General features: G+C 52.3%; 16 protein-coding genes. 4 read left to right on the top strand and 12 right to left on the bottom strand.

Annotated features, from left to right (window positions below):
• Positions 1 to 23 precede the first annotated feature (23 nt).
• The 9 genes from CBR65_RS18775 to CBR65_RS18735 all read right to left on the bottom strand — a co-directional run bounded on the left by CBR65_RS18775 (position 24) and on the right by CBR65_RS18735 (position 10954).
• Positions 24 to 884 (bottom strand): sugar phosphate isomerase/epimerase, encoded by an 861-nt coding sequence (locus tag CBR65_RS18775; protein WP_198300807.1) that lies wholly within the window; start codon positions 882 to 884, stop codon positions 24 to 26.
• Positions 884 to 2167 (bottom strand): DUF6005 family protein, encoded by a 1284-nt coding sequence (locus tag CBR65_RS18770; RefSeq protein ID WP_087468269.1) that lies wholly within the window; start codon positions 2165 to 2167, stop codon positions 884 to 886. The genes CBR65_RS18775 and CBR65_RS18770 overlap by 1 nt, the downstream gene beginning before the upstream one ends.
• A 24-nt stretch (positions 2168 to 2191) precedes the next feature.
• Positions 2192 to 3442, bottom strand: coding sequence for an AMP-binding protein (locus tag CBR65_RS18765; RefSeq protein WP_087468268.1), 1251 nt, complete (start codon positions 3440 to 3442; stop codon positions 2192 to 2194).
• Positions 3426 to 5210, bottom strand: coding sequence for an IucA/IucC family siderophore biosynthesis protein (locus tag CBR65_RS18760; protein ID WP_087468267.1), 1785 nt, complete (start codon positions 5208 to 5210; stop codon positions 3426 to 3428). The genes CBR65_RS18765 and CBR65_RS18760 overlap by 17 nt, the downstream gene beginning before the upstream one ends.
• Positions 5197 to 6999, bottom strand: coding sequence for an IucA/IucC family siderophore biosynthesis protein (locus tag CBR65_RS18755; protein WP_087468266.1), 1803 nt, complete (start codon positions 6997 to 6999; stop codon positions 5197 to 5199). The genes CBR65_RS18760 and CBR65_RS18755 overlap by 14 nt, the downstream gene beginning before the upstream one ends.
• A 135-nt stretch (positions 7000 to 7134) precedes the next feature.
• Positions 7135 to 8505: an MATE family efflux transporter gene (locus CBR65_RS18750; RefSeq protein ID WP_087468265.1), complete on the bottom strand. Its 1371-nt coding sequence runs from the start codon at positions 8503 to 8505 to the stop codon at positions 7135 to 7137.
• A 15-nt stretch (positions 8506 to 8520) separates the two neighbouring features.
• Positions 8521 to 8802 (bottom strand): DUF2218 domain-containing protein, encoded by a 282-nt coding sequence (locus CBR65_RS18745; RefSeq protein WP_087468264.1) that lies wholly within the window; start codon positions 8800 to 8802, stop codon positions 8521 to 8523.
• A 92-nt stretch (positions 8803 to 8894) separates the two neighbouring features.
• A complete protein-coding gene (locus CBR65_RS18740; RefSeq protein WP_087468263.1) occupies positions 8895 to 10253 on the bottom strand; it encodes a sensor histidine kinase in 1359 nt (452 codons plus the stop codon).
• Positions 10250 to 10954, bottom strand: a complete 705-nt coding sequence (locus tag CBR65_RS18735) for a response regulator transcription factor (protein WP_087468262.1) — start codon at positions 10952 to 10954, stop codon at positions 10250 to 10252. The genes CBR65_RS18740 and CBR65_RS18735 overlap by 4 nt, the downstream gene beginning before the upstream one ends.
• A 322-nt stretch (positions 10955 to 11276) precedes the next feature.
• Between CBR65_RS18735 and CBR65_RS18730 the strand changes: the two genes are divergently transcribed.
• The 4 genes from CBR65_RS18730 to fabB all read left to right on the top strand — a co-directional run bounded on the left by CBR65_RS18730 (position 11277) and on the right by fabB (position 15169).
• Entirely contained in the window at positions 11277 to 12077 is an 801-nt protein-coding gene (locus CBR65_RS18730; protein ID WP_157672151.1) for a 4'-phosphopantetheinyl transferase superfamily protein, read from the top strand.
• A 78-nt stretch (positions 12078 to 12155) separates the two neighbouring features.
• On the top strand, positions 12156 to 13118 hold the full coding sequence (locus tag CBR65_RS18725) for a polyprenyl synthetase family protein (RefSeq protein ID WP_087468260.1): 963 nt from the start codon (positions 12156 to 12158) through the stop codon (positions 13116 to 13118).
• A gap of 123 nt (positions 13119 to 13241) precedes the next feature.
• Positions 13242 to 13766: a 3-hydroxyacyl-[acyl-carrier-protein] dehydratase FabA gene (gene fabA / locus CBR65_RS18720; RefSeq protein WP_087468259.1), complete on the top strand. Its 525-nt coding sequence runs from the start codon at positions 13242 to 13244 to the stop codon at positions 13764 to 13766.
• Between the two features lie 188 nt (positions 13767 to 13954).
• Positions 13955 to 15169, top strand: a complete 1215-nt coding sequence (fabB, locus tag CBR65_RS18715) for a beta-ketoacyl-ACP synthase I (protein ID WP_087468258.1) — start codon at positions 13955 to 13957, stop codon at positions 15167 to 15169.
• A 63-nt stretch (positions 15170 to 15232) separates the two neighbouring features.
• Here the strand turns inward: fabB and CBR65_RS18710 are convergent, their stop codons facing one another.
• The 3 genes from CBR65_RS18710 to carB all read right to left on the bottom strand — a co-directional run bounded on the left by CBR65_RS18710 (position 15233) and on the right by carB (position 20055).
• On the bottom strand, positions 15233 to 16105 hold the full coding sequence (locus CBR65_RS18710) for a sugar nucleotide-binding protein (protein ID WP_087468257.1): 873 nt from the start codon (positions 16103 to 16105) through the stop codon (positions 15233 to 15235).
• Positions 16106 to 16357: 252 nt separating this feature from the next.
• Positions 16358 to 16837 carry a transcription elongation factor GreA gene (greA, locus tag CBR65_RS18705; RefSeq protein WP_087468256.1) on the bottom strand — a complete coding sequence of 160 codons (480 nt, stop codon included), beginning with the start codon at positions 16835 to 16837 and terminating at the stop codon, positions 16358 to 16360.
• A complete protein-coding gene (gene carB, locus CBR65_RS18700; protein WP_087468255.1) occupies positions 16834 to 20055 on the bottom strand; it encodes a carbamoyl-phosphate synthase large subunit in 3222 nt (1073 codons plus the stop codon). The genes greA and carB overlap by 4 nt, the downstream gene beginning before the upstream one ends.
• Between the last annotated feature and the right edge of the window lie 53 nt (positions 20056 to 20108).

Genomic DNA, 20108 nt, shown 5'->3' with positions numbered 1-20108 from the left:
ACCCCTGCTATTTCCACGAGCACCTATACCGGAACTGCTCGTGCCTGCAAAAATGTTTTTGCGTTGGTTGGCTGCACAAGCCGCGTAATACGTTCGCGATCCTGCTTTAACACCTCTTTCACATGCGTGCCAAACCATTCCAATGAGGCTTCCATGTCTATGTCTGTAGCCAGATGGGTCAGGAAGGTCGAATAATCAAACTCACCGTCAAATAATGACACCATGCCGTCCCTAACTCCTGCGGGTGAATAGACATTGGCGGGTGAGAATATCGGCAACAAATGTCGCTCGCGAATATTCTTTAAATGAAAATGTTTAATGAAGGGTTTGAATTCCTGATAAACCGTCAGCGGATCGTCGCCCGCTTCCCACAGGTGTAATACATCAAAATTCAGTTTTAGCGAGGGGTGATCAACTTCCTGCAACAATTGTCGCGTAGAGGCTGCAGTATCAGCGAGCGTATTGGGATGGGTTTCTATCAACAATTCACAACCGTAATCGGCCAGTTGATCACAGAGCTGCTGTAAACGCCGGACCATCGCCTTACGTTGCTCAGGGCTCACCGCATTACTGGCCAGTTGTCCGGCAAAGCTGCGAATCTTGCGCGTCCCCCAATGGCTGGCACACTCGCACAATATGCCGGCTTTCGCCTTGGCTTGGTGCGGGTCGCCGTCCAACGGCAGATAATCACTGATCATTGCCGTATACAACCCGAACGATGCCAGCCATTGCTCATCGTACTCCGGTTGTTGCGCAAGATTGCGCGCGTGGATGCCCCAGAGTTCAAGGCCGTGAAATTGTTGCGCGCGCGCCCAGTCAGCCACTTGTTCGATGGAAATTAACTGGTGGCGAAATGAGATCGTACAGAGCGATAAATTAATCATCATGCCTCCGCTGGCGATAAACTGACATTACCGATTGAGGTTTTTTCCCATGTGGCACACCAGGTTTGAAAAACAGCATACAAGTGCTGTTTGATTTTGAATTCGCGTTGATCCTGCTCATCCAACAACTGAAAAATATCGCGCGCCAGATCTTCATCCGCCGTCACGGCCAGCTTCATGGCGCGGTATTGAATAATCTTGTAGGTCTCTACCAGCTTGCCGATAACGTCACACCAACGTTCAAATTCGTCATCATCCAGATCCATGGCTCGCCAAAAAAACGCAAACCCGTGTTCATAGGCGTATTTACGAATCGATAACACCGGTAATTCTTTCAGGGCTTCGGCGAGTTGGGATAATTGCAAACCCTGATGCCCATCGACATGGTGGCGAATGATTGTCCGCACGGCGTCGGTCATGGGATTGGTATCGAGTTTTATACACGTTGTGAAATACGCTTTGATCGCCGTGTGAGTTGAAGGCACGATATCCGAACTGTCAAAGTAATAGCCGCCGACGGCATGGGGCGAGCGAATGGCCTCAAGTATTCTGGCTTTGGGCAATTCACCTTCCCAGCGATAATCCGGGTCCAGCATCAGCCAGGTTTCCGGTTCTTCGGTCGTTTCCAGCATCACGTAATGTGGAAAGGGGTTTGCATTGAATTTATTCTCCCGCTCCGGCAACAGGTACATATCAAGCATGACCATGATGTTTCGCTCCGGCATTTTATTGTCCAGCAAGGACAGCAAACGGCGGACATTGGCCTCTTTGGATAAGGCGCTGTCATACCAGCGATGAATGGTGACGCCATAAATTCGCTTGTACCAATCAATAAAGAAGTCATGATTGATCGTGGCTGAGTGATAGGAAATCCGGCTGTCATCTGTCACAACTATATCGGCATCCCACACACCGAAATAAAAGGGTCGATGATCCACAAGCTCAGATTTCTTGATGATTTCGCACACACAACTGACGAAACAATGAACCTTGATATCATCAAACTCTACCGACGTTTCGATAGCGGTAGTCGTGTTTTCCAAACGGGCCAGAAGGTTAGCCAAGGTATCAACCGTTTCAAAATCTTCCTTGGCCAGGGCTTCATCGGGAATCACAAAACCGTGGTCCAGTTCCAGGTGCAGAAGTAGTTGCAACACCATTACCGAATCGAGATATAAATCTTCGTTCAAGCGGGCGTAAGGGCTGAAGGCAGATACATAGGGAGCGGCCATCTTCTCAGCCAGCACGTGATGTATCAGGTTAACAATATCTGTTTTGGTCATGCACAAACCTTTTGATCCAGAAAATTACGCTGGCGACACCGCAACAGCATTAGCCAGGGATTTACGATTGATCTTGCCGTTGGGCAAACGGGGAATCTCATCCACCTGTTCGAATTCGTGAGGCACTTGATGCGGCGCCAGATGCCTGGCACACCAGGCACGCAGATGATTGAAGTCCACTGATTCGCGGGCAACATATTTCAAACAGGCGCGTTCACCGGCGTAAGCGTCTTGCCTTTTATACACAACAGCGTCGGTGATGGGGCCGTACTCCAGCAGTACATCTTCCACTTCCTGGGGATACACATTGAGCCCAGCGACGATGATGGTGTCGTCCTGTCGGGCAACAAAGAAGAGTTCCCCTTGGGCATCCAGATATCCGAGATCCTGGGTAAAAATATTGACACCCTGTTTGGTTATCACAATTTCTGCGGGAGCATCACTGTTCGCTCCGGCAATGAGGTCAACATGAGGCAAGGGTTTACCCATAGCGTTGGCGGCACTCAGCGATTGGCCCAGCGCGACACAACCTGCTTCGGAGCAACCATACTGCTGAAACAAAAATTCAGTTTTCTGTTGCAGCGCTATAAACCAGGGCTTGGGCATCACCGAGCCGGATGTCATCACGGCATGGAAACGGGCATCGGCAGGTAGAAGCTGACACAAGGTATTAAGCAAAGTCGGCGAGGCATACAACAGGTGTTGCGGTTGCGTGCGTAATTTTTTTAGTAAATATTTCGGATTGATTTGGGTGATGACAATTGGCTGCACGCCGCGTTGCAATGCGACCAGAACGCCACAAATCAAACCGTAGGAATGCGTGACCGGGCATGCCACCACCGGCGTCATAGTTGCAGCCAAGGAGAAGCTTGAAATATAACTGGCAATTTCTTCATCTATCGATTCCCAGGTTCGCGCGATGGTTTTTGGCTCACCGGTGGTGCCGGAACTCATCTGCACCAACATGCCGGCGGCATCGGAACCGCGTTCACTCATAGCGATAGGATTGTCGAGTGAATGAAATAATAATTGATGGCAATCAGCGCGGTGCGCTGCACGACGTGCCGCCTCAAGTGGTGTCGCCGCATGGATGGGAAACACAGAGCCTTTTTTCTGTTTAATGAATAAACACAAGGCTATCCATTCAGCGGTATCGGTCAGGCACACGGCCAGACGTTGTCCTGCGCAATCGCGCAAGACAGGCAGCGTGTCATAGTAGTTAAAGCGCGCAGTGAAAAAATCGCGGCTGTAGTGATCGTCATTCACATAGATCATATTCGGGCAAGCTCTTAACCGGCTGGTGGGAATAAAAAGGGTTGCTGACCAGGTGATGGAATTCGGCAAAGGCTTTGCCGAATAATTTTCGTGTCAGCAAGGATTCAGTGTTGATACTGGCTGCATCAAAATGCAGTTGCGCCTGGCGACTGGCAAGCGCGGGATTATCATCCAGATAAGTCTGTAGCTGTTGGTTTACCCATTGCCAGAAACGCGCTTCGGCAAAACCATAGTAGCCATCCAGCAGGTGCGACACTTCACTGAGGTTGAATACAAACAAGGTATCCATCACCAGTTCGCGCAACGCTTCAATGCTGGTCATCCAGTAATAGCGATTGGGTTCGGCATTGGTATAGGCCGGATTTAATGCGCTGAAATCGGGTAGGTAATCGCGCGCGGATAAATAGTCATCCACATATTCCACACTCTCGTGAAAATCACGCAGAATAATTTTTTGTGGCCAACCGTCGCGATGCACCAACACCATATTCTGGGCGTGTGCCTCCAGGGCGATGCCGTGTTTTACCAGCAGGTGCCACACGGGCAACACAGCGACCTGAATCAAACGATTTAACCAGGGCTCCATGCCATAGCGGTCCAGCCATTCATCAATAAAGGGCCGACCATCTGCTTCCGTCAATGCCAAGGCAGTAAACGGCACGGCTTGTTCGTCGGGCATTAAATAATGCTCAATACTCTCGCGCCAGATGGCCGCCACCTGGCCATCAAGCTGCGCTGCTTGTGCAGTATCCGGCAAATAAAGTGTGCCCGCATATTCATCCAGCAATGCCAGGGGATAACGTTTTTCAAACAGTGGGTCCGTGCGCACTACAGCTTGCAGCCATTGCGAAATAGCGGGGGCAGAACATACGCCGTGCGATTCCAGCGTACGCAGCGACGAGGTATTCACCAGGTTCATCGGCAACTTGACGGTAGCGCGCAACGGATTGCTGACATTCAGCACACTGCGCACAGATTGTGTGGCTTGATAATAATCACCAGCCGCCCCCAGGTGAATTATTTCGCGATTGGTTAACGCCGAAGCCAGTGCGGAGTTTTTCAGATTTTCCCATTGCCAGGGGTGCATCGGCATTAACGTATAATCACTGACATCCCCGCCTTGCTGTCGCAACCGATGGGAAAGCAATAACACCACCGCTTTATCAAGTTCCCGCTGCCAGAAATTTTCTTCCGCTACCGGCAACGCGCTGCGCACGCGGTTGCGCGCAACAGCAAGCCAGACCAACTGAAAACTCTGGCCAGCTTCAGGCCCGAACTGCTGATGATCCTCCAGCGAAAAACCGGTGCGCGCTTTAAAACAGGGGTGATAGGGATGACCTTCATGAATAGCCGACTCCAACGCTGCGTAGCCCAGATTACGCCGCAGGATTTCAGCAATCGGCAAATGCTGCTCGTTCCAGTGACACAAGCGGATGGTTTGTTCAAGCTCTATCAGCAGTTGTTCCCGACGGGCATCACTCACCGGCAGGCTCATCACAATCGTCGATAATTCTGCGTTAGCCTGTGAGCCGTCTTTACGCAAACGGCAGATGCTGTCAGCCACTAAACGGATACGATCAAATACACCGACCTGGCCGCGACAGCGATAGTCTTGCTGTTCCAGCGTAAACTGAAAGATCACGTCCTGCGATTGCGTAATGGGAAGGGTGTTGTAAGCAATTAATTTTTCATACAACAAGGCTTCAATAAGTTGGCGCAGCACACGCTGTTCGGGGCTTTTATCACGACAGGTATCATGCCACTTCATAATCCACCTCCGTATTTGCCACATCTTCTAGGTTCGCCAAGGGATTATTGATGTGCGTGTAAACGGCCAGCTCCAGGTCTGCGGTCAGCTCATCAATATCGTGCAACCGCGTTAGCAGATTGGCTTTACAGGGAATCGCGTCTTTTTGTAAAAGGCCTTGTACAAATTGTTTTCCGGTGCCTTGCAATTGCTTTTCCAGAATGCGCAAGCGGCGACGCACGCACGCCAGCAATGTGGATTCATTGATAAAGCGATCTGCACCCAGGCGATGAATCACCGAATACAGTTGGTTGATGATCAGATAGTAAGAAAAGCGATCGCAGATCATGTCGTCATCGTAAAAAAGCTCCGGTGTTTCTCGAACACTTGGCTCGATAGCTACGAGAGACTCCCGATGGTTCGGCGACAAATAAAACCCTTGATTATCGCGATAGAAATAGGTTGTCGGATAGCCGTTCTTTACATCCAGCAGACTATTTTGCTGGTGCGCCTCCAGGGCAATACCCTGCTCTTCGTACAGCAAAATTAACGGCACTATCGCGCATTCCAGATACCGCTCAAACCAGTCACGCGCGACCTGCGATGGATTACGTTTTTCTTTAGTGGCCAAGGTGTCAATCAGGATGGCCAAACGCGATTGGAAACCGGGCAACGGGTCTTGCACCAGCGCGGCAATGGAATGCACACCGGTGTCCTGGTGCTCAAGGAAAGGATTGGAGCGAATAATTAATTCAAAACCGGTTTCCATTTGCCCAGGCAGTTGCACAGTCAGATAAGCCGGGTCATCAATGATTTGACATTGCGGATATTTTTTTGAAAACCCACAGCGGCGTAACAAATTTGCCATCACCTTACCCGCGACCAGTTCCGGGTAGTGGTTCAAGCGGAGCGAATTGGTGATTTTTACCGGGATGGAAAATTTCAGCATCCACGGCCAGTGTTCAGAATATACAGTGCGCACCGAAGACGTGGCGGTAAAATGCAAACCCAGTCGCCCCAGATCACATATTGATCCTGCGGCTATGGCTTGCTGAATATAATCCTGATGCAACATCCACTGTGCCTGCAAGGGATGCGCCGGCACAAGAATATAATCATCGGATACTATCGGTGCCTCGCTGCCCAATGCACTGCGCAAAATACACTCTGCACTCTGCTCAGCAATGGAATCCTGTTTGATATAACAACGTTTTACGGCGAAATAATGCAATTGAAATTTGCCACCCATTTCAGGCGAGTAGCAACCTTGCAACCAATCCGCCATCCCCTGTCGACTCTTGGGTGTGGGGTGCAGCCAGTGCCCATAGAGCAGCGATTGTTCGGATTCAATAAACCGGTCACCCAGCAAACGACTGTCTGCCTGCCGCGTTTGCAGATAGCGTGTCATCAATTGCAAACTGGAAGTCACACGCAAGATCAATTCAATATGTTTTTCTTTTAATGCCGGCGAGGATTTTCCCGCATTGGTGTAGATCTCGTTAATTAAAAATAATAAAGCAGGGAAAAAATCGATTGGCTGCCAGGGCTCATTCGCTTGCTGTATCACCACAGCACCAATGCGATGACGCCCCACTAACGAGGAATAATCCACCGCCAGGGCAAGGTGGATTTTCTGGTGCGTTAATGCCAATTCAATAATGTGTTCGGCGGGCGCGTGAGTCAGGTCGGAATGCCGCGAGTACCATTGTCGCGCGTTATGCCAGACACCCCCATCAACCTCACGCAAATAACCATTGATAAATGCCTGAAAGGATGCGTGTTCTGCAATCTCACTGCACGACTGACTCATAGCTCACCATTGCTGCATGGATTTCCGTTGCCGGTCCGCGATCTTGTCGAGGAAGAGCCACGAAGTTAATGAGAATGGATCTCAGCTTCAATCAGTTTTACAACTGTTACGTTTACGAAGATCAGCGCGCCATGATCAGCAGCGCGAAGTAATCAATTCCTCAGCAGTAAATAACGCAGCGGGCTTAAAGCGAAAAAACAGCAGAAGCGCCACCAGGAATGTCAGCCACTCCGCCAGCGGCAAGGCAATCAACAATGAATAATCAGGCAGCCACCAGGACAGCAACATCAACAAACTGATCGGCAAAATCAGGCTGCGCAATAAGGCGATAGTGGCAGAGGATGCCGGCCGATGGATGGCCGTGAGATATGACGATAAAAGTACATTCAGGCCATTAACCAAAAAAATCGGCCAGATAACCAGAATAAAATCGGCGGCCAAGGCTATCACCGCCGTTTCGTGAGCACTGACAAACCAGCCAACCCAATGCGCCCGCCCTCCCAATAACAACGCAATTAATACGCCGCCCAGCGTCAATATCGCCAAAACAGACGTGAACATAAACTGACGAATACGTTGCACCTGACGCGCACCGAAATTTTGTGCCACCAATAATTGCATGGCGTCGGCAATGCCATAAAAAATCATCAGGCTGGCAAACAAACAATAATTAATTACCGTAAAGGCAGATACGCCATCCACACCGATACGTGTCACCAGCAACCAGTTCACCACCAGGATCACCAGCCCGCCGGACATTTCATTAACAAATTCCGAGATCCCATTAAACGCGGCTTGCCTCACTTCGGCCCACTGCGTTTGACGAAATTGAAAATGCAACCGGCGCGAAGGCTGCCAGAAATAGCAACATAAAATACTTAATTGTAACAACTGCGACAAACCGGTAGCCCAAGCCGCACCAGCAATGCCCCACTGAAAATAACCGATAAATAAAGCATCCAACACCATATTGCCTAGCGCACCGCTGGTCAGCGCGACAGTGGCCATCACCGGCTTACCGTCCGCGCGGATAAAGTAATACAACACCACCGATAACAATTGCGCGGGCAGAAAACAGGCGATGATATGAAAGTAGTCGCGCATCAGCGGATGGAGTGATTCAGGTGCACCCAGCGCCGAAAAAATCCAGCGGCTGAACAACAGGTTGATACTTGCCATCACCAAGGAAAAAACGACCACGGTGATAACACATTTGCTGAAGATAGCCGATGCGGCTTGCGAGTTTTTTTCTCCCAGAAATTTACCGGCGCGCACCGAACCGCCGATGGCCAGCATCAGCGCCAGACCAAAGACCAGTGCAAGATAGGGAATCAAAAAATTAATCGCCGCCAGTGCATCTGCACCGACAAAATTACCGATGAATAAACCGTCCACCAGATTGGCAGTCGTCAACGCCAGCAAGGCGGCTATGGAGGGAATGACAAAATAAAAAAATGTCGGGATAACAGCACCGCTGAGGATGCGGTCGGACGAAGCGTGTGTCAAAAAATAATCCTTGTGTTAGTGCGACCAGACCAGCTCGCAGGCTTCTTTGTGCGCAAAGCGATCAAAATGGCGTTTGATGACATCCATAACTTCATGCAAATTATCAGCATCTTCCGCTTCGCAATAAACCAGCAATGTCTCTGTTTCAGCGTGCAGTCGACATTGGCCGATACCGAAATCCAGATTGCCAAACTGTTCATCCCACTGCGCTGCAATTTTATGGCTGAAATGTTTACACATTTGGTAGAGATAGTGCTGCGCTCTGGCGGTCGTTATCTGTGCCTGACGTTCAAACATAACGCGTTTCTCCACATGATGCGTTTACTCAAGAGTGACAGCCGCCGATTCTATTTTTCAATTCAACCGACTGTGAAGTGTTGTTACAACTGTTACAGACCAACTATGCGCCGGGTCGGTCTCGGCAAGAGGATAACCATCTGCAATCCGCCCTGCGGTAAATTCTGCGCAAGGATGCAACCGTTCGCGGCTTCTATCTGACGTCGTGCCAGGGCCAGACCAATACCAAAGCCCTGGTGTTCGCAGTCTTCGTGTGCCACGCGAAAGAACGGTTTAAAGATATTATCCAGATGCTCCTGCGGCACACCTGGCCCCTGGTCATCAATCAACAAACACCAGTTATCGTTTTGCACCTGTAGACTGATGTGCACTACGCCATCGACCGGCGTGTGGCTGGCCGCGTTGCGGATAATATTTTCAATCGCTTGCCCCAATGAGCGAGAACAGGTTATCAGGGGCGCTTCCAACGGCAGTTGCGCCGTAATGCGCTGTGCGGGAAATTCAAAGCGTGCGTCGTCAATAATACTGTCCAGTAAATCCACCAGATCCAGATGCTCTTTCACCAGCACAGGTTTTTCATTTTCCAGCCACGCCAGGGTCAGAGTATCCTCCACCAGTTCGCGCATGATGCGCGACTCGCGCGCAATGCGTTGAAAGGTTTTTCCCGGCTTGACCAGTTCGCGCTCGGCACATTGCAGCGCGATATCAACACGCGTTAATGGCGTGCGTAACTCATGGGAAAGATCGGCAATCAATTGTCGTTGGGTGAGGATTAAATTGCCCGTGCGATCAGCCATGCGATCAAAGGTTTCTGCCAGCGCAGCTAACTCATCATTGCGCGAGCCGAGGCAATTGCGCACTCGCACATCGAACTTGCCCTCACTGAATTGTCGCGTCGCGTTTTCCAGCTGTCGCAAGGGCTGCATCAGGTGGCGGTATAACACCAGGCTGACGCTGATCAGCACCGCCAGCGGTAAGGCAATCTGTAATAACAGCTGTGCGTAATTCCAATATTGTCCGGGCCGCATGCGTTGCGGCAAGGTCATGACAAAAAATGTTTTCCCGTCGGCGAAGGGAATATCCATCACAGGATTTTCTTTAAAATACAGATGGATTTTCCAACTGACATCGCGGCCGAGACGAAAACGTTCAGAAAAAGCTGGCGCCAGCACGCTGCCGGCCAAGGGTTGAATATCTGCCGCAATCACCGCCGCCCAGGTCTGCTCGCGCGTTTGCAATTGCTGTAGCCAATCGCGTAACGCGCGGATGTCGCCTGCGCGGTACAAACGCTCCGCTTCAGCGCCGTAGTCCAACAAGGTTTGTTGATGCTGCGGATCAATAAAGCTCATCTGCGTTTCAGTATTGCGCGTCAGGTAATTAATGATCCCGTAAAGCACCACCGTGCCCGCCGCAATGGTGAGACACAGGGTCCACAGCAAACGCTTGTTCATACAAAGGCATAGCCTTTGCCGTGGATAGTTTGCAGTCGATCCGGTGCCAGGCCAGCTTCGGTTAATTTGCGGCGCACGCGGCTCAGGTGCATATCGAGACTGCGGTCATAGCAACTGAATTCCCGCTCCAACACCAGTTGATACAAATAAGGTTTGGTAAGGGTGTCGTTCTGGTGACTGACCAGCATCCACAATAATTTGAACTGGATGGGTGTAATCACCACCGGCGTGTCATTAACAAAAACACTTTGCGCCTGGCGATTAAGGCGCAGCGGACCCACGCAGAGTTCGGCAATGTTAGCGCGCGAATCGGTGAGCCCCATGGAACGGCGCAGGAGTGCATCAATGCGCAACAACAGCTCGGTAAAGTTAAACGGCTTGGGCACGAAATCATCGGCACCCTTACTGAAACCGGTGATGCGCTCCTCTTCTGCCCCGCAGGCGGTAAGCATCATCACCGGCGTCTGGCGGGTTTTGCGCAACTTGTTGAGGACAGCAAAGCCATCCATACGCGGTAGAAGCACATCCAGCAAGATCAGGTCAAAGCGACGACTGATGGCGGCCATCAAACCGCCCGGCCCATCGAAACACTGTTCCGTGCTGTGGCCGTGCTGCCGAAGCAATTCGGCTACCTGGGTATTGAGCGCGGGATCATCCTCCACAATCAGGATATGCGCCTTGCGATTCACTGCGGTCAACATGAGTTCCTACCCGAAAGTTCTTACCTGAAAGTTCTTACCTGAAAGTTCTTACCTGAAAGTTCTTACCTGAGAGCTGCTATCCAAACGTTCTTGCCCGAATAAATCCTGTGCATCGGCATGAGGTACCGATGGCGAAATTGTACATAGCCACCAAATTAACGCAAATGGTAATTATTATTATTTAGATTAATGCACGAAGATTTCAATCATCTTTCAATAACTTCGCAATAACGGTGACGAAGGGATGCCAGGCACGGTCGAACGTGGGAGAATTCACCACCCCAACGGACGGATTGCACCGAAACGCCCAGGACTTATATCCATGCTCACCATCGATTCACAAACAGCTCATATCTGGATTCTGGATCTTGCCCGTATTAGCGCCCAACCCTCCCTGCTGGAAAACTACCATCCGCTCTTGAGCGAGGAAGAAGCCGCTCGTCTGCAGCGCTTTGCATTTCCCAAGTTGCAACACCATTACCTGGCAACCCGGGCTATGGTTCGCACCTGCCTCTCCCGCTATGCCGACGTGGCCCCGCAAGACTGGCGTTTCGCCCAGCAGCAAAATGGCAAGCCTTACCTCATCAACAGCCCCCTCTCCTTCAACCTGAGCCACGCGGGCGATCGGGCGGTATTAGCTGTAACGCGGGACAATTTGATTGGTATTGATATCGAACAGTTATCGCGCAAACGGGATTGGCTGGGGATTGCCGAACATTATTTTCATGGGAGCGAAGTCGATGCGCTGAATGCCCTGCCGGAAGCGCAACAGCATGTGCATTTCTTTCGCTTGTGGACCTTGAAAGAAGCGTATTTAAAAGCGCGTGGTACCGGCATCTCAACCGGTTTGGATAAGGCGGCATTTCATCTGGAGCACGGCCGTGTCAACGCACAATTTGCCCCCGAACTGGCGGTGGAACCCAGCGAGTGGCATTTTTTCAACTACCAATTGGGCGACGAATACAGCTTATCGCTCGCTGCTCATTCAGCGACATCGCGCACGCCACCACAACTACAGTTTTATCAAAGCTGGCCATTGGCTACAGATCAACACAATGAAGCGCCGATTGACACCTTGATTAACTTGTTGAATGAGCCGGTAACCGAAGGGCAACTTGCTTGACAGGCCCGCACCCCCTGCCTAGGATGCTCGGCGTTAGCGGGGAAGCCCGCCTTTCCATTCGTATAAGAAGACCAGCCTATGTTGCCATTTCATGATGCTGTCAAAGAGGATTTTGCAGCGGTCAATCAACTGATCATCGACCGACTCCATTCCGATGTCGACCTGGTAGAAAATATCGGTCATTACCTGGTGGAAGCCGGTGGCAAGCGCTTGCGTCCTTTAATGGTGCTATTAACGGCCAGAGCCTTGAATTACGACGGCAAGCAACATCTTGATCTGGCAGCCATCATCGAATTTATCCATACCGCAACTTTATTACACGACGATGTCGTGGACATGTCGCAGTTGCGACGCGGCCGCCCTACCGCCAACGCCAATTGGGGTAATGCACCCAGCGTCCTGGTCGGCGACTTCCTCTACTCCCGCGCCTTTCAAATGATGGTAGCCATCGGCAGCATGGACGTAATGGCCATTCTGTCCGATGCAACCAACGTGATCTCCGAGGGTGAAGTCCAGCAGCTGGTCAATGCTAAAAAACCCGATGTCAGCGAAGCGGATTATTTAACCGTTATCGACAAGAAAACGGCCGTGCTTTTTGCTGCTGCCTGTGAAGTTGCCGCTGTATTGGGCGGCGCTTCCGCCGAAGTGCGCGCTGCCCTCAAGGCTTATGGCCATCATGTGGGTATGGCCTTCCAACTGGTGGATGATGCACTGGATTACACCGGCGATGCCGCTACCCTGGGCAAAAACGTGGGTGATGATCTGGCCGAAGGCAAGCCCACCCTGCCCTTGATCCATGCCATGCGCGCCGGCTCCGCCACTCAGTCAGCGGTGATTGCGGAGGCCATTCGTCAAGGTGACGCAACCAAGCTGCCCGATATCCTCGCTATCGTCCAGCAAACCGGTGCCATGACCTACACCCTTGAGTGCGCCAAACAACAGGTAAATGAAGCGCTGACACAGCTTCGCCTGCTGCCGGATAACCGCTACACCCAAGCGATGGCGCAGGTTGCGCAGTTTGCACTGGGACGCAACTATTAAAATCCGGCCCACCAGCCCGCCCCGTTCAACTGGACAAGTGCCGCACACAGGGTAGAATGCGCCCTTCGCGGCGGCTATACCTCTCGTCTGGGCGCCACTGAATAACACAACCGAGTCCATTACATGATCCCTTTTGAACCTAAAAGCTCATACAGTCGTGAAGACCTGATCGAGTGCGGCAACGGTCGCCTGTTTGGTCCGGGCAACGCGCAATTGCCTATTCCAAATATGTTGATGCTGGACCGTATCGTGCACATCAGCCAAACCGGTGGTGAATACGGCAAGGGCGAGATTGTTGCCGAACTGGATATATCCCCTGACTTATGGTTCTTCGATTGCCATTTCCCCGGTGATCCTGTCATGCCCGGCTGCCTCGGCCTTGACGCCATGTGGCAGCTAGTCGGTTTCTTCCTCGCCTGGCGCGGCAACCCCGGCCGCGGTCGCGCACTGGGTTGTGGTGAGGTGAAGTTCACCGGTCAGATCCTGCCTACCGCTAAAAAACTCAGCTATCACATCAATCTCAAGCGTGTTATCGAACGCAAGCTGATCATGGGCATTGCCGATGGTCGCGTATCCGTAGATGGAAAAGACATTTACTTCGCTTACGATCTACGCGTCGGCTTGTTCCAGAACACCGACAACTTCTAATTAGCGCAACTCGCATGGGCACTTTCCGCCAAATGACGGTCAAAGTGCCCACTTTGCATAAGTGACCCGGGATGCATTCAGATGATAGTTGTATGTCATAATTGCGCCCACTCAACCGGGTTGACCGAGAGACAAGCGTTAGTCTTGTACAAAAAGAGAAGGCTCTGTAAATACATAAGAGGTAGCCTATGAGACGCGTTGTAGTTACCGGTATGGGCATTGTGTCCTGTCTGGGTAATGACCAAACTGCCGTGTTGGACGCCCTGCGCGCTGGCCGCTCCGGCATCAAATTTCAGGAGACCTATAAGGAAATGGGGTTTCGCAGCCATGTGGCTGGTTCTGTCGATATCAATCTTGCTGAACTGATTGACCGCAAGATATTGCGCTTTATGGGCGATGCAGCCGCATTCGCTTATATTTCCATGCAACAAGCCATTGCTGACGCTGGGCTGAGTGACGACCTGGTATCCAACGAACGCACCGGGATCATCATGGGCTCTGGCGGCGCCTCCTCCATGAACCTGGTTGAAGCCGCTGACATCCTGCGTGAAAAAGGCCTCAAGCGCGTCGGCCCTTACCGTGTCACCCAGACCATGGGCAGCACCACCTCCGCTTGCCTCGCTACACCTTTCAAGATCAAAGGCGTGAACTATTCGATTTCCTCTGCTTGTGCCACCAGCGCCCACTGTATCGGTAACGCGATGGAGCAAATTCAGTTAGGCAAACAGGACATCGTATTTGCCGGTGGCGGCGAAGAAGAACACTGGACATTGACCTGCCTGTTCGATGCCATGGGTGCGCTTTCCACCAAGTACAACGAAACCCCTGAAAAAGCATCGCGCGCCTATGATGCGGAACGCGATGGCTTTGTGATTGCCGGCGGTGGCGGCTGCCTAGTGCTGGAAGAACTGGAACACGCCAAGGCCCGCGGTGCGAAGATTTATGCGGAGTTGGTAGGTTACGGCGCAAACTCTGACGGTTACGACATGGTCGCACCATCCGGCGAAGGCGCCATCCGCTGCATGAATCAGGCGCTGGCCACAACGGAAGGGAAGATTGATTACATCAACTCCCACGGCACCAGCACGCCTGTTGGCGACCTGGCGGAATTGAAGGCCATCAAAGCCACCTTCGGCGATGCCATCCCGCCAATTAGCTCAACCAAATCCCTGACCGGCCACTCTCTAGGTGCTACCGGCGTGCAGGAAGCGATTTATGCACTGCTGATGATGCAGCATAACTTCATCTGCGCCTCGGCCAATATTGAGCAGTTGGACGCGGAAGCTGAAGGTATGCCGATTGTGTTGCAACGCCAGGACAATGTGCGCCTTGAGCGTGTGATGTCCAACAGCTTCGGTTTCGGTGGTACCAACGCCTGTCTGGTTTTCCAGCGTTGCGAATAAACCTCGCGTAATAAACGTAACAATCAATAAAAAAGCCCGGCTCGCCGGGCTTTTTTATGTGCGTTATGCATCAACGTGGGAGTGCAGCCATTGCTTGATCATGGGTATCAAACTCGGCCGCCAGGTACGCGCCTGGATACCAAAGTAATCCCGCACCCGTCGCGCACTCAAAACCGCACTGACCGGCTCATTCTCCGGTAACTGATCCACAACGTTCAGCTCTGCACTCTCCGGCAACACCTGTTGCTGCTTCAGCACCTGTAATACCTGTTCCGCAAATTCTGCTTCGCTACAGGCATCGCTGGTGCAGTAATGCATCACGCCCCAGTTTTCAGCGCCGCAGGTGATCTGCTTGGCCATGGCCACGGCAACTCGCCCAGCATCGGACAGTGCCGTCGGTGCACCGCGCAAACGACTGCTGACAGTCATGTGTTGCTTCTCAACCAACTCGCGCAACAGGCGGCTCAGGTGATTTTCCCCATAACTGCCCACCACCCAGCTCAAGCGCAGGGCGATCCACTTGGTCAACTGCTGTTCGATCGCCTGCTCCGCAGTTAGAAACGCCAGTCCGGCGTCACTGTTGGGCTCCGGCACATCTTTTTCACTGTGGATACTTTTGTTATCACCGCCAAAGACTTTGTAACTGGAGAGGTGAATCAACGGAATATTATTTGGCGCACAGGCCGCCGCAATCTGTTGGGCAACCAGGGTCAATTGAGCTTGCTGGATAGCGCTGGGAATATCTTCCCAACCGGCACAATTGATGACGACATCGGGACGAAGCAGGCGAACATATTGTGTTACCGACGCAGGCTTGTGCCAATCCACCTCACCGGGTTTGGGCACAAACAGATTAAATGCCTCGCGTTCCAGCTCATGCTCAATGGCACTGCCGATTGCGTTACTGGCATCGGTTAACAATAGCTTTAACGACATAACACCTCGTCCAATTCCGATAGAAATCTATCTATTTTTAGCAGCACATCGATCCGACAGTTCACGTTTGCGGAAGCCCCTCAAGGTTTTCAAGCAAAACAATTACTTGTCAGCGGAATGTCATCCATATTAGCAGCTTCATCGGCAACAGATGTACTGTGTATGCGTAACAGACGTGTGCGGCAGCGCAAAAATGAAAAGGCCGATTGGGTTTCCAATCGGCCTTTTGTCGCAGACAGATTTTATTATCAATCAGATGTGTTCAACCGTTTCAATCTCATATTCAGCATCGCCACCTGGTGCGCGAACCACCACCACATCACCTTCCTCTTTGCCGACGAGTGCACGGGCAATCGGTGAATTTACCGAGATTTTGTTGGCTTTTACATCCGCCTCATCGTCACCGACGATCTGGTAAGTCATCGACTGGTCATTCTCCAGATTGGTGATGGTTACCGTGGTGCCGAAGATCACTTTCCCGGTATGGGGAATTGCCGTCACGTCGATAATCTGCGCGTTACTCAGCTTGGCCTCGATTTCCTGAATACGACCCTCGCAAAAACTTTGCTGCTCGCGCGCCGCTGAATACTCTGCATTTTCTTTCAGGTCGCCATGTTCACGCGCTTCGGCAATCGCCTGCACAATACGCGGACGCTGGACTTTTTTAAGGTCTTCCAATTCAAGACGCAGCTTTTCAGCGCCCTGATTAGTCATCGGAAATTTTGTACTCATGCACCTATCCTCTTGTGCAAATCCTGTAAACGACGGACTTGAATCTGCGAATCGCCCTTCAGCGCCATACACACCGCCTCACCGGCGGCGAGGGTGGTGGTGTAATACACGCGATGATTTTCGGCATTGCGGCGAATTGATGAAGAATCCCGCGTAGCCTGACGCCCTTCTACGGTGTTGATGATCATATCGATCTCGTCGTTCTTGATCATATCCACAATATGCGGACGCCCTTCCTGAACCTTGTTAACAATCTGCACCTCCAGCCCCGCCTGCTGCAAGACGGCTGCGGTACCGCGCGTTGCCACAATCTTGAAGCCGAGCTGCGACAGATCCTTACCAACCTGCACGATGCCGGTCTTGTCCATATCGCGCACGCTGACAAACACGGTTCCACCGGCAGCGATGCGGTTGTTCGCTCCCAATTGCGATTTGCCGTAGGCTTCGCCGAAGGTATCACCGACACCCATCACCTCGCCAGTGGATTTCATCTCCGGGCCGAGGATAGGGTCAACCGCCGGGAATTTATTGAAGGGGAATACCGCTTCTTTTACGCTGAAATAATCCGGAATAATTTCTTTGGTAAAACCCTGCTCCGCCAGCGACGTACCCGCCTGGCAACGCGCCGCGACCTTGGCCAGCGATACGCCGATACATTTGGACACAAACGGCACGGTACGGGAAGCGCGCGGATTCACCTCGATCACGTAGATCTTGCCGTCCTGATACGCCAGTTGAGTATTCATGAGGCCGATAACGCCCAACTCAATGGCCATCTTTTTAACTGTTTCGCGCATCTCGTCCTGTACATCGGCAGGCAGTGAATAGGGCGGCAGAGAACAGGCAGAGTCGCCTGAGTGGACGCCACATTGTTCGATGTGCTGCATGATGCCGCCGATAACCACTTGCTTGCTGTCGGACACGGAATCGATATCCACTTCAATCGCCGCATTGAGGAAGTGGTCGAGCAAGACCGGCGCGTCTTCAGATACCTGCACGGCGGTACGCATGTAGGTGCGCAATTCGTCTTCTTTGTAGACAATCTCCATCGCGCGGCCACCCAGAACATAGGAGGGGCGAACCACCAGCGGGTAACCAACTTTATCGGCCGCGAGCAACGCTTCTTCCAATGACCGCACAATGGCATTAGGCGGCTGACGCAGACCAAGCTTTTCGATCATCTGCTGGAAGCGCTCGCGGTCTTCGGCCTTGTCGATGGCATCCGGGCTGGTGCCAATGATGGGCACCCCTTCCGCTTCCAACGCGCGAGCCAGTTTCAGCGGCGTTTGGCCACCGAATTGCACAATCACACCCACCGGTTTTTCTTTGTGGACAATTTCAAGCACGTCTTCCAATGTCACCGGCTCAAAGAACAGACGATCAGACGTGTCGTAATCCGTTGATACAGTTTCCGGGTTACAGTTGACCATAATGGTCTCGTAGCCGTCTTCGCGCATCGCCAGGGCCGCATGCACGCAACAGTAGTCAAACTCGATACCCTGGCCAATACGGTTGGGCCCGCCGCCAATCACCAGGATTTTTTTCTTGTCGCTGGGGTTGGCTTCGCACTCTTCTTCATAAGTGGAATACATATACGCCGTAGAGGTCGCAAACTCAGCCGCGCAGGTGTCCACGCGTTTGTAAACCGGGCGAATATCGAGTTGCTGGCGATAGTGACGCACTGCCTTTTCGTTGCTGCCGAGCAGCAGGGCGAGGCGCTTGTCCGAGAAGCCTTTGCGCTTCAGGCGGAACAGGCTATCGGCATCCAGATCCTTGAGCGACTTGCCGCGCAGGGATTGCTCGATATCCATCAGCTCTTTGATTTGTACCAGGAACCAGGGATCAATAGCGGAGGTTTTAAATACCTCATCAACGGACATGCCCATACGGAAAGCATCGCCCACGTACCAGATACGCTCGGCACCCGGAGTCGCCAATTCGCGACGTACGCGCGCGGCACCTTCTTCGCTGGCAAAATCCACCTTGGATTCAAAACCGGCGGAACCGACTTCCAAACCGCGCAAGGCTTTTTGCAACGACTCCTGGAATGTGCGACCGATGGCCATGACTTCGCCCACGGATTTCATCTGGGTCGTCAGGCGCGCGTCCGCATCGCCGAATTTTTCGAAGGTGAAACGCGGCACTTTGGTAACCACGTAATCAATGGAAGGCTCGAACGATGCTGGTGTGGCGCCGCCAGTAATTTCGTTTTGCAACTCATCCAGGGTGTAACCGACCGCCAATTTGGCCGCAACCTTGGCGATGGGGAAGCCCGTGGCCTTGGAAGCCAGGGCTGATGAACGGGATACACGGGGGTTCATCTCGATCACCACCATGCGGCCATCCACCGGGTTAACCGCAAACTGCACGTTGGAACCGCCCGTCTCTACACCGATCTCACGCAACACCGCGATCGATGCGTTACGCATGATCTGGTATTCCTTGTCGGTCAGGGTCTGGGCCGGTGCGACGGTGATAGAGTCGCCGGTATGCACGCCCATGGGGTCAAAGTTTTCGATGGAACAGACGATGATGCAGTTGTCGTTTTTGTCCCGTACCACTTCCATCTCGTACTCTTTCCAGCCGAGCAGGGATTCGTCGATCAACAATTCGTTGGTGGGCGACAGGTCAAGGCCGCGCGTACAGATCTCTTCAAATTCTTCCCAGTTGTAGGCGATACCGCCACCGGAACCGCCCATGGTGAAGGAGGGGCGAATGATACAGGGGAAACCAAATTCTTTGGGGACTTCCTTGGCCTCTTCCATGGTATGCACGATCCTGGCGCGGGCACATTCCAGACCAATACGCTTCATCGCCTGGTCGAACAAATGGCGGTCTTCCGCCATGTTGATGGCTTCTTCTTTCGCGCCGATCAGTTCAACGTTGTACTTTTCCAGCACACCGTGTTTGGCCAAAGCCAGCGCACAGTTCAGCGCGGTTTGTCCGCCCATGGTGGGCAGGATGACATCGGGGCGCTCTTTTTCGATGATCTTGGCAACGGTTTGCCATTCGATGGGTTCAATGTAGGTCGCATCGGCCATAGCCGGGTCGGTCATGATCGTCGCCGGGTTTGAATTTACCAGGATGACGCGGTAACCCTCTTCGCGTAAGGCTTTACAGGCTTGGGCGCCCGAGTAGTCAAACTCGCAGGCCTGGCCGATCACAATCGGGCCGGCACCCAGAATCAGCACACTGTTGATGTCTGTACGTTTTGGCATGTCTGCTCCAGTTTAATGTCGGTCCGGGGGACCGTAGGTCGGATTAGCCGAAG

Source organism: Cellvibrio sp. PSBB006 (genome assembly GCF_002162135.1).
In the GTDB taxonomy this organism is placed as follows: Bacteria; Pseudomonadota; Gammaproteobacteria; order Pseudomonadales; family Cellvibrionaceae; genus Cellvibrio.
Note: the sequence above shows the minus strand (reverse complement) of the source record. Positions and strands in the feature narration are given on the sequence as shown.